This window comes from Flavobacterium sp. SLB02 (assembly GCF_009664855.1).
Classification (GTDB): Bacteria; Bacteroidota; Bacteroidia; order Flavobacteriales; family Flavobacteriaceae; genus Flavobacterium.
This window is the reverse complement of record NZ_CP045928.1, coordinates 619,315-629,633: the sequence shown is the minus strand read 5'-3', so window position 1 is coordinate 629,633 and position 10,319 is coordinate 619,315. Positions and strand designations below refer to the sequence as shown.

General features: G+C 36.1%; 7 protein-coding genes and 4 tRNA genes. 4 read left to right on the top strand and 7 right to left on the bottom strand.

What is annotated here, in order from left to right; all coding sequences use genetic code 11:
* Positions 1-524: 524 nt before the first annotated feature.
* Positions 525-4,583, top strand: coding sequence for a two-component regulator propeller domain-containing protein (locus GIY83_RS02790; protein ID WP_208684590.1), 4,059 nt, complete (start codon positions 525-527; stop codon positions 4,581-4,583).
* A gap of 37 nt (positions 4,584-4,620) precedes the next feature.
* Here the strand turns inward: GIY83_RS02790 and GIY83_RS02785 are convergent, their stop codons facing one another.
* The 7 genes from GIY83_RS02785 to GIY83_RS02760 form a co-directional block, all read right to left on the bottom strand.
* Positions 4,621-5,490, bottom strand: a complete 870-nt coding sequence (locus tag GIY83_RS02785; RefSeq protein ID WP_255474334.1) for an NAD-dependent epimerase/dehydratase family protein — start codon at positions 5,488-5,490, stop codon at positions 4,621-4,623.
* The gene (locus GIY83_RS25065; protein WP_255474333.1) at positions 5,426-5,635 is read right to left on the bottom strand and encodes an NmrA family NAD(P)-binding protein; all 210 of its coding nucleotides are present in this window, start codon (positions 5,633-5,635) and stop codon (positions 5,426-5,428) included. Before GIY83_RS25065 ends, GIY83_RS02785 begins: the two co-directional genes overlap by 65 nt.
* A 63-nt stretch (positions 5,636-5,698) precedes the next feature.
* Positions 5,699-6,274 (bottom strand): Crp/Fnr family transcriptional regulator, encoded by a 576-nt coding sequence (locus GIY83_RS02780; protein WP_194619036.1) that lies wholly within the window; start codon positions 6,272-6,274, stop codon positions 5,699-5,701.
* A 168-nt stretch (positions 6,275-6,442) separates the two neighbouring features.
* Positions 6,443-6,516: transfer RNA gene (locus GIY83_RS02775), tRNA-Arg, on the bottom strand.
* Positions 6,517-6,584: 68 nt separating this feature from the next.
* A tRNA-Arg gene (locus GIY83_RS02770) sits at positions 6,585-6,658 on the bottom strand.
* 32 nt (positions 6,659-6,690) lie between these two features.
* Positions 6,691-6,765, bottom strand: a tRNA-Pro gene (locus GIY83_RS02765).
* Positions 6,766-6,858: 93 nt separating this feature from the next.
* Positions 6,859-6,942 (bottom strand) — tRNA-Ser (locus GIY83_RS02760).
* A gap of 239 nt (positions 6,943-7,181) precedes the next feature.
* On the opposite strand from GIY83_RS02760, the gene GIY83_RS02755 reads away from it, so the two are divergent.
* From GIY83_RS02755 to GIY83_RS02745, 3 genes are all read left to right on the top strand, one after another.
* Positions 7,182-8,360, top strand: coding sequence for an acetyl-CoA C-acyltransferase (locus GIY83_RS02755; RefSeq protein ID WP_194619583.1), 1,179 nt, complete (start codon positions 7,182-7,184; stop codon positions 8,358-8,360).
* A 67-nt stretch (positions 8,361-8,427) separates the two neighbouring features.
* Positions 8,428-9,189 (top strand): C40 family peptidase, encoded by a 762-nt coding sequence (locus GIY83_RS02750; protein WP_194619585.1) that lies wholly within the window; start codon positions 8,428-8,430, stop codon positions 9,187-9,189.
* Positions 9,190-9,215: 26 nt separating this feature from the next.
* Positions 9,216-10,274 (top strand): SMI1/KNR4 family protein, encoded by a 1,059-nt coding sequence (locus GIY83_RS02745; RefSeq protein ID WP_194619587.1) that lies wholly within the window; start codon positions 9,216-9,218, stop codon positions 10,272-10,274.
* Positions 10,275-10,319: the final 45 nt, after the last annotated feature.

The following is a 10,319-nucleotide window of genomic DNA, read 5'->3' as shown; positions in this document are numbered from 1 at the left end:
ATTAATACATCTCAATACTTCGGGAAATGTCGTGAAGTTAAGCTTTAACAAAATAAAATTATTGCAAATAAAATCCGTTTTTTTCGGCGTTTTTACAAAGTAAATCTGTTTTATCCGCGTCAAAATTATACGCTGATTTCATTGATTCGCTAAAGCGAAAATGCTCATAAAAACGGATTTTTCTAAATACTTTCTTGATTAAACTGTCGTAATTTTATAGATTTCCCCTTAAGCTAATGACGTTGTGCTTTGGGACTATGATTGAGAAACGAGTTTCTTTTTGATTTACCTTTTTCACAATCACAAAATCTATGTTTCTATATGTTTAATTTTTATGCACAGCCCATAGCTTATTGTTGATCTAAAAAAACCAGTAGTGTTTTTTATACATTAGATAATAATTGTGTTAATTTCGCAAAGTATCAGATTTTAAATATTTCACATAAAAAATTGATCCCGCGTTCTGATCACATCCCTTTATTTTTCGTATATCAAAGAGCAGTAAGCTTTTTAAAAAAAATTCTATGAATAAGTTAATGTTCTTTCTTGTTATTAGTCTCCTGCACCTACCTGCATCGGGACAGAATTACCCGATAAGACATCTTGATATTTCATCAGGACTTTCTAACAACTCTGTTGCCTCTATATATCAGGATCAAAATGGTTATATGTGGTTTGGAACTTTTGATGGACTGAACAGATATGACGGAAATGATTTTAAAATTTACCGCCATATTCACACTGATCCAAATTCTATTCAGGGAAATGCCATTAGCTGTATCGAAGGTGACTTTGAAAATAATTTATGGGTAGGAACAACGGCAGGACCAGTGGTTTTTAATGCCGAACGATCTTCTTTTAGTCCCTTGAAATATTATGATACCAACAAAAAAATTAAACCTTTAAATGTTACCGCCTACGAAATAATTGCCGTTCATTCTTTGCATATTATTCTGGTCGCTACCAAAGAGGCGATTGTACTTTATAAAGAAGGTGAGAAAATTGGAACCGCAATACCTTTCAACGGAAAGTTAAATTATATCGCAAGATCAATATCTTATAATGCAAAAAAACAAATCTTCTATGTTTTTATAACCGGAACCGGTCTTTGTCAATATGACATTAAAACAAAAAAACTAACACTTTTAAACAACTCCATTACAGGCGCAAATTGCATTAAACTCACAAACGAAGGTCTCTGGATTGGATCAGACGAAGGTGCTTACCTGTATAATGACAATGTGAATACCTATTCTAAAAATTACTTTCTGGAAAAAACTGTGGTTCGCGATTTTTATCAGCAAGAAAACAGACTCTGGATTGCCACTGACGGAGCTGGTCTTTACACCCTCACAAAAAATCAGAATACTCCTGTTTTATATCGTGCCAGCGGTCCGGTTTCATTGCTTAACAGTAAATCGCTGTATGATATCTTCGAAAGCAAAAACGGCGAAATGTGGTTGGGAACCCTGCGTGGTGGCGTAAGTATGATGGGAAAAAAACCGCTTTATTTTAATCATTTTAAAAGCAAAGATCCGCTGACCAATAAAGAAGACGAAGATCCTGCCGCAAACTTCATGCTTTCTTTCTGCGAAGATGAAAAGAAAAACATCTGGATTGGTACTGATGGCGCCGGAATGAGATACTGGAACAGAAAACAAAACACTTACGATGTTTACTCGACAACAGCGGCTGCGGGCAGAAAAATTCAGAGCAATTTTGTTACCAGCATCGTCAGGGATTCTGATAATGCGATCTGGGTGGCGATGTGGAAAGGCGGAGTCTGCCGTATTGATCCCAAATCAAAAGCCATCCAGAATTTCTCCATTTACAATCAATTCACTAAAAAAGCAGAACAGGAATCATGGCTGCTTTTTATAGATTCAAAAGAAACGTTGTGGCTTGCCGTAACTAATGGCGGAGCATTATATCAATTTGATAAAAAACAAAACAAATTCATCTGCTATAGCACAACTTTACGAGACGTTACTTGTCTGTACGAAACCAAAGACGGAAAAATCTGGGGCGGAACCTTCAATTCTTTTTTTGAAATAGAACCCAAAACAAAAAAAGTAAAAAACTATCATTCAGATTATACTATTAGATGCATAACCGAAGATCAAAACAAAAATCTTTGGATTGGTACTGTTGAAGGCGGCCTGCTTTTATTCAACCGAAAAACAGGCACTTTCAAAAATTATACGACACAAAACGGTCTTGCGAGCAATACCATACTTCGACTTTTAGAAGACAAAAAGGGGAATTTATGGATGAGCACGTATCACGGAATCTCAAGATTGAATCCGAAGAATAATACTTTTAGAAATTTTGGAGTTACTGATGGACTTCAAGGCAATCAATTTAGCTGGAATGCAGGCAAGAAACTTTCGACAGGAGAATTTATTTTTGGCGGTATAAACGGGTTCAATGTTTTTGATCCTGACAATATCAAGGACAAAAAAAATGCGGGTAAATTTTTATTGAATGATTTGCTGGTAAACAATCAGTCTCTAAAATTGGACAGTCCTTATATCACAGAGAAAAAACTCGAAATGATAAGCGCTGCCGAACTTCCTTATGAAAAATCGGCATTGAGTTTTGATTTTGTTTATCTTGATTATGTCAATTCCGAAAAAATTAATACCGCTTACTTTCTGGAAGGATGGGACAAAAACTGGAATTATACCTCTAATAATAACAGGGCAAATTACTCCAGACTGACTGAAGGAACCTATGTTTTTAAAGTAAAAACAACCGATGTTTTTGGAAATTGGACCAATGAAGTAACACTCGCGACGGTAAAGATCCTTCCGCCATGGTACAGAACATGGTGGGCTTATACTTTTTATCTAATCGCTGCTGCCGCTGCAATTTATGCCTACGTAGGTTATCATAAAAACAAGGAAAGACTTCGCTACGAAATAAAACTGGCCCGTATGGAGCATAAAAAAGACAAGGAACATGCCGAAAAACAGTTTTCTATGTTTACCTATATGGCTCATGAATTGCGCACTCCCCTATCTTTAATTATAAATCCGCTAAAAAGTACCATTGAGAGAAAAAACCGTTCTGAAGATGATCTTGACCTAAATCTTGCCTATAAAAATGCTAAAAGATTACTGAGTCTCACAGATCAGTTATTATTGTTTAGAAAAGCGGAAACAGATCTTGATGAACTCAAAATTTCTAAGATTGATTTAAACAGTTTGTGTCGCGAAATCTACGACAGCTTCACACAAATGGCAGCCGTTAAAAATTTAAATTACCAGTTTATTGAAGAAAAAACACCTGTTGAAATATATGGCGATTATGAAAAATTAGAAATTACGCTTTTCAATTTAATCTCCAATGCTTTCAAATTTACCCCCAATAACGGATCAATAAGTATCGAGATAATCGAAAAAAACGCTGATGTTTCTATTATTATATCAGACACCGGCAGCGGAATTAATGAGAATGATATTGATACTATTTTTGAAAAATTCAAGCAAATTCAGTCAAAAGCCAGCAATGGTTTTGGAATAGGTCTTTATGTGGCCAAATATTTTGTCACTAAACATCATGGCGAAATAAAATGTACAAGTGAAGTCGGAAAAGGTACTTCGTTCACTATTAGCCTTCCAAAAGGAAAAAGTCATTTTGCAGAAATGAGTATTAATGAGATGCATCCGCAAATGTCACCTCTTGTAGGCGAACTTCTTGAAGGAATGCCGGCAGATAGTCAAAACACATCAAATCTACCAAATCCTGAGAATATACAGAACGAATTAATCAGTACAAAAAAGGTATTGCTTATTGTTGAAGACAATCCCGAAATGAATCATTATCTGGTACAGCTTTTTACCAAAAACTATATTGTTTATTCGGCAGCAAATGGAATCGAAGGACTGAAACTGGTCGAAAAACACATGCCCGATATTGTACTAAGCGATATTTCTATGGAAGGCATGAATGGTTTGGATTTATGCAAAAAAATCAAACAAAATGATGATTTGAGCCATATTCCGGTGATACTTCTTACAGCCACAACCAGCAATGACATTCATTTGCAAAGTATTACCGAAGGTGCAGATGATTATGTTACCAAACCTTTTGACAGCGATATACTTCTGGCCAGAGTTGATTCTGTTCTTCGAAACAGAGGACAATTGCGCAAGTATTTCCTGGACAGCATAACACTTCGTGAAAATATAAATAAAGTTCCTCTCGAGTACAAAGAATTTCTGGATAAATGCATCGAAATTGTCGAAGCCAATCTTGAAAACAGCGAATTTAATCTAAAAAGCTTCTCTGCAGCAATGGGCATGAGCCATTCAAGTCTTTACAAAAAGATTAAAGCAATTTCGGGACAAACCGTAAATGTTTTTATCCGATCGATCAGAATCCGCAGAGCCGCAGTAATTATGCTTACTGAAAATATTAATATCGCGCAGGTTGGCCCTCAGGTTGGTATAGAAGATCAGCGCTATTTCCGTCAACAGTTCGTAAAATTGTTTGGCATGAAACCTTCAGAATATATCAAAAAATATAGAAATTCATTTAATAAGGAATTGAATATTATTCAAAAAAGAGATATTACATAATTTAGAATTAAGAAGCATTAATTTAAGCGCTTTTTAGTTAATTAAAAAGCGCTTTGTTATCTTGTAAGTAATGCATTGCTTCTTTTACAACTTGTACAGAGTTTTTAGGATTAAAACCCAATTCTGATCTTGCTTTAGAAATGTCAAAGTCTTGTTGTAAACCTGAAAATATTGCAATGTCTTTTGTAGTAAGTAAAGGCGCTTTGCCACTTAGTTTGCTCCCTACTTCCATAAACCAGGCAGCCACAAACAATACTACTTTAGGAACTGCTATTGGCAGCTTTATTTGCAGTTCGGGAAAAAGTTCCTGTGCAATTTTGGTTGTATCTTTGATTGACATACATTTTTCGTTTGCCAAAATATATCGTTCCCCATTTTTACCTTTTGTTGCCGCCAGGTAGCAGCCTTCAGCAACATCCTTTACGTCAATCCAATTCAAAGTGATCTTGGTTTCAATAGGAATTTGCTTTCTCAAAATCAGGTTAATGATGTTATAAGAAACACTCAAAGAGGCAAAGGCTTTACTATTAATCATTGCTGAAGGTAAAACAGCAACTAGCTCAATATTATATTTTTTTGCTAATTGGAAAGCTAATTTCTCCCCATCATTTTTAGAATTGAAGTACATGTCCCTGCGGTCAGGATTATAGCCATTACTTTCCTTTATGGGAAGTTTCGAAAAATCTGTCGATGCGATAGAACTCACATAAACAATTCGCTTTACACCAGCAGCAACTGCGGCTTCTATCGTGTTTTTTGCCCCTTCAAGATTTATATCATAGATTTCTTTTTTCGGATCTTTTGCCCAAAGTTTAAATGCTGCTCCCACTGCATAAAAAACCTCAACCCCTTGCAATGCATTTATCAGTGACTGTTTGTCGGTAATATCTGCCTTGCACCACTTCACAATTCAATCCGGCAAAAGGCTCTTTATTTTTGATATTACGAACCGAAGCTCTAACAGGAATACCTTTTTCAATCAGCAATCTCACTAAGTTATTTCCCAAATGTCCGTTTGCTCCTGTGACCAATGCTAAATTTTTCTGTGTCATATTTTTATTTTTTAATGATGACACAAAATTGAGAATCGCTTTTTCAAAACTACCTCACAAATGTTACCTAATCATTTCTTTGCGGATTCTGCTTAAACTTTTAGGATTCATTCCCAAAAACGAAGCGATATAATGCAAGGGAACATTGTGCAAAATGTCAGGGTAGTTTTTCATTAATTTACGGTATCGTTCTTCTGCCGTTAGAATTGCCATTTCTTTTGAACGGTTTTCATGATAAAAAAGTGATTGCTGAAAAACAGAAATGCTGAAGTCTTTAAAAACCATACTTTGCCCTATCAATAAATCCAAATTGGCTTTGGTAATTCTAAGCAACTCACAATCTGTAACACTCTCCAGATTTTCGTCAGACTTTGTTTGGTTAATAAAATGTATATACGATGTAATAAATCCAGTTGGACAATTGATGTTTGTCGTAACTTCATTGCCTTTGCTATTGTAGTGAAAAAGTCGCAAAAATCCGGATACAACAAAATACAAGTGTTTAGGAATTTTCCCTTCTTCTTCAAGAATACAATTTTTCAAAAAAAATACAGGCTCAAAATACTGTTCGAACAATTCCTTCTCTTTTTCAGAAAGTATTATATCTTTAGAAATAAGTTTTAATAGTGGTAAGTGCATTTGCCAAAGTTAGAGAATTATTTTTTTGAGTTATGCTCAATTCGGCTAAACTATTGTTTCAGTTCATTTATCAATTTTCCGAACTCTAGCCCTATCCAACTGAGCTACGCGCTTAAAACCAATAAAATATAAAACAAAAATACCACTCGACTTGAGTGGTATTTTCCGTGAACGCAGAAGGATTCGAACCTTCGACCGCCTGCTTAGAAGGCAGGTGCTCTATCCAGCTGAGCTATGCGTCCTTATTTTAAATATAACTAAACCACACTGATAAAAACAAAAAAGCCACTCGATTGAATGGCTTTTTATGTGAACGCAGAAGGATTCGAACCTTCGACCGCCTGCTTAGAAGGCAGGTGCTCTATCCAGCTGAGCTATGCGTCCATTTGTTTTAAAACTTTATGGCAAAGTTTTCGTCGGGGTGGCAGGATTCGAACCTGCGGCCTCCTGCTCCCAAAGCAGGCGCGATAACCGGGCTACGCTACACCCCGAGCTTTATTTTAAATTTTGTATCACTGTCTATCTAATCAAAATTAGATAACGATAACTGGGTTAAGCTAAAACCCAAAAAGCAAATTATTAAGCGGAGAGACAGGGACTCGAACCCTGGCGACGGTTACCCGTCGACAGATTAGCAATCTGCTCCATTACCGCTCTGGCACCTCTCCAAGCTCAAGAAACGTGTTCTGTTTTGCGGTTGCAAATGTAAGACAACATTCCATATCTCACAACTATTTCTGCGCTTTTTTTAATCTTTTTTCAATCTTTTTTTTAAAACACTTAACAATCAAACAAATAGAATTAACAAAAAATTCATATTAAATTTAAAATCCAATCGAATTGCCCCAAAATTTGAATTTATTCAAATAAAGAGTAAATTTGCTTGATTAACTAATATTAACAGAAAATGAACAAAAGAGTTGTTATCGTTTCTGCCGTTAGAACACCTATCGGAAGTTTCATGGGAGGTTTATCTACCGTACCCGCACCAAAATTAGGTGCTGCCGCTATTAAAGGCGCACTTCAAAAAATTAACCTTGACCCAAAATTAGTTGATGAAGTATTCATGGGGAATGTGGTACAAGCAGGAGTTGGACAAGCTCCCGCACGTCAGGCTGCACTTTTCGCAGGTCTCTCTGAAGAAGTTGCTGCAACAACAGTAAACAAAGTTTGTGCCTCAGGAATGAAAGCTGTAATGTTTGCTGCTCAGGCCATCGCTTGTGGTGATGCTGAAATTGTCGTTGCCGGTGGAATGGAAAACATGAGTTTGATTCCACATTACGTACAAATGCGTAACGGAACTAAATTTGGCCCTGCTACAATGCTTGACGGAATGCAGAAAGATGGTTTGACAGATGCTTACGATAATAACGCAATGGGAGTTTGCGCTGATTTATGTGCGTCTGAATACAACATTAGCCGTGAAGAACAAGACAATTTTGCCATTCAGTCTTACGAAAGAAGTGCAAAAGCATGGGATGCCGGAAAATTCGACAACGAAATTGTTCCAGTAGAAGTTCCGCAAAGACGTGGCGAACCAGTTATTGTTTCTAAAGATGAAGAATACACCAATGTAAAATTGGACAAAATCCCTTCTTTAAGCGCAGTTTTCACCAAAGACGGAACTGTTACGGCCGCAAACGCCTCAACAATCAATGACGGAGCTGCAGCTTTGGTTTTAATGTCTGAAGAAAAAGCAATCGCATTAGGATTAAAACCCCTAGCCTACATAAAAAGTTATGCTGATGCTGCTCAGGAACCAAAATGGTTCACAACGAGCCCTGCAAAAGCATTACCAAAAGCCTTAGACAAAGCAGGAATTGCAATTGGCGATGTTGATTATTTCGAATTCAACGAAGCTTTTGCCGTTGTTGGATTAGCCAATTCAAAAATCCTTGGTCTTGATAACAATAAAGTAAACGTAAATGGCGGAGCTGTTTCATTAGGCCATCCCCTAGGATGTTCGGGAGCAAGAATCATCGTAACTTTGCTAAATGTTTTAGAACAAAATAATGCCAAAACCGGAGCTGCTGCAATTTGCAACGGTGGTGGTGGCGCATCAGCAATTGTTATTGAAAGAGCTTAAATAATATTAAATTTGGAGTTGTTTATAAATCAAACAACTCCAAATTTTCAACTAATAAATTACCTAAATGTTCGGAATTTGCAATCTAGCCATAGTACCCGTTCGATCTGAGCCAAGTGACAGAAGTGAAATCGTTACACAACTTTTGTTTGGTGAACATATCGAGATTTTAGAACGCCAAAATCAATGGGCCCGAATAAAAATACAATTCGATGACTACGAAGGTTGGGTCGATTCGAAACAATATCAGGTAATTTCAGAAGCAAATTATAATCAGCTAAGCAATGACGCCATTATTCTTAATGCTGATTTGATTGATTATATCAGCGCACCCGAGAATTTATTATTACCAATTCCGCTTGGTGCGTCTTTATCCTTTTTAAATAATAACGAAATCAATACTGCTAATTTCGAATTCGAAGGCACAAAAACAAGTGGCGTAAAACCTAAAAGCGCTTTAATAAATACCGCTTTCATGTACTTAAACGCACCCTATCTTTGGGGCGGAAAAACACCTTTTGGCATTGACTGTTCAGGTTTCACACAAATGGTCTACAAACTAAACGGATACAAAATTCACCGCGATGCTTCACAACAAGCACTTGAAGGAGAAGCTTTAAGTTTTATCGAAGAAAGCGAAGCAGGAGATTTAGCCTTTTTTGATAATGACGAAGGAAACATCATTCACGTAGGCATTATTATGGACAACAATTACATCATTCACGCAAGTGGAAAAGTCCGCATTGACCGTTTAGACCACTTAGGAATCTACAATCCAGAAACAAACAAACACACTCATAAGCTACGTGTGATAAAGAAGATCATTTAATACCATTATCTCTAAAACCTAACCTTTTGGCAAAATTTTCATTATCTAAAACACATTTTCAAATAAATGAAGTTTCTATTGAGTTCCCTGTTGAGATTGCTATTTTAGAAAAAGTTCTTGGAGATTATCGATTAAAAAAGAGTAAACATAACTATGTTTATACCTGGGATGCCCATGGTATTATTGCATTTTCTAAAGAAGGATTAAAAGCAGAGAATTTATTACTTGATTTAAATTATGGCACTTATGATTACTGCTCAAAACAGCCATTTTCAGGAGAATTTATATTTGAAGATCAAAATCTATTTGAATTTTATGCAGCCAATAAAAAGCAACTTGTAAAACTTTTTAAAGGAGATGACAGTGGCGCTTTTATTCTTAATGGCATAAGCGTTTGGTTCAATAAAGAAAATGATACCATAACAGCGATCGACATAGCTGCATACGAGGAAAAAATTAAAAAGCCTCAACTGCCTGTTGACAAAGAATTTAAACAATTCGAATTTCTATGGCAAGAATGGATCATTGAAATCAATAAAATTATTGAAGCAGACAATCGTTATTACAATCTCACAAATGGCATTTCTGCAGAAGATTTAAAAGAACATTCCCTTTTAGAAGATGAAATTACAATTCCGCCGGCACTTCAAAATTTTTACAAAGTTCAAAATGTAGAATACGATGCCGTAACTTCTGCTTTTCAGTTTTTAATCAGTGATTGGACGTATGATCTTATTCCGTTTGAGGACATTAAGGAAGAATGGAATTCGATACAAGATTTACAATTTGACCAAGACGACCTTCCGGAACAGGAAATAGATTTTGAAAAAATCAAAACCAACAACTATGCAAATCCAAAATGGATTCCTTTTGCAACCGGACGAAATGGAGATTATTTACTATTTGACACAGATCCCGCCACAAAAGGAAAATTCGGCCAAATCATAGAACTTCAAAACGAATCCTGGGAACGAAACATCGTGGCTGAATCTTTAGAAGAGCTTCTAAAAAATGAAATCAACAACCTAAAAACCGGCAAAAACCAGCATTTCGATTTTATAATCGGCAAAGAAGAAATAGATTAAAAAAAACCGCGACAATCCGTGTTTTCGCTTGCGAATCCGCGTGAT

Excerpts from the sequence above, each read along its gene's own strand:
- GIY83_RS02780 (WP_194619036.1), bottom strand. The coding sequence starts at position 6,274 with ATGCACTTACCACTATTAAAACTTATTTCTAAAGATATAATACTTTCT.
- GIY83_RS02750 (WP_194619585.1), top strand. The coding sequence starts at position 8,428 with ATGTTCGGAATTTGCAATCTAGCCATAGTACCCGTTCGATCTGAGCCA.
- GIY83_RS02755 (WP_194619583.1), top strand. The coding sequence starts at position 7,182 with ATGAACAAAAGAGTTGTTATCGTTTCTGCCGTTAGAACACCTATCGGA.
- GIY83_RS25065 (WP_255474333.1), bottom strand. The coding sequence starts at position 5,635 with ATGACACAGAAAAATTTAGCATTGGTCACAGGAGCAAACGGACATTTG.
- GIY83_RS02790 (WP_208684590.1), top strand. The coding sequence starts at position 525 with ATGAATAAGTTAATGTTCTTTCTTGTTATTAGTCTCCTGCACCTACCT.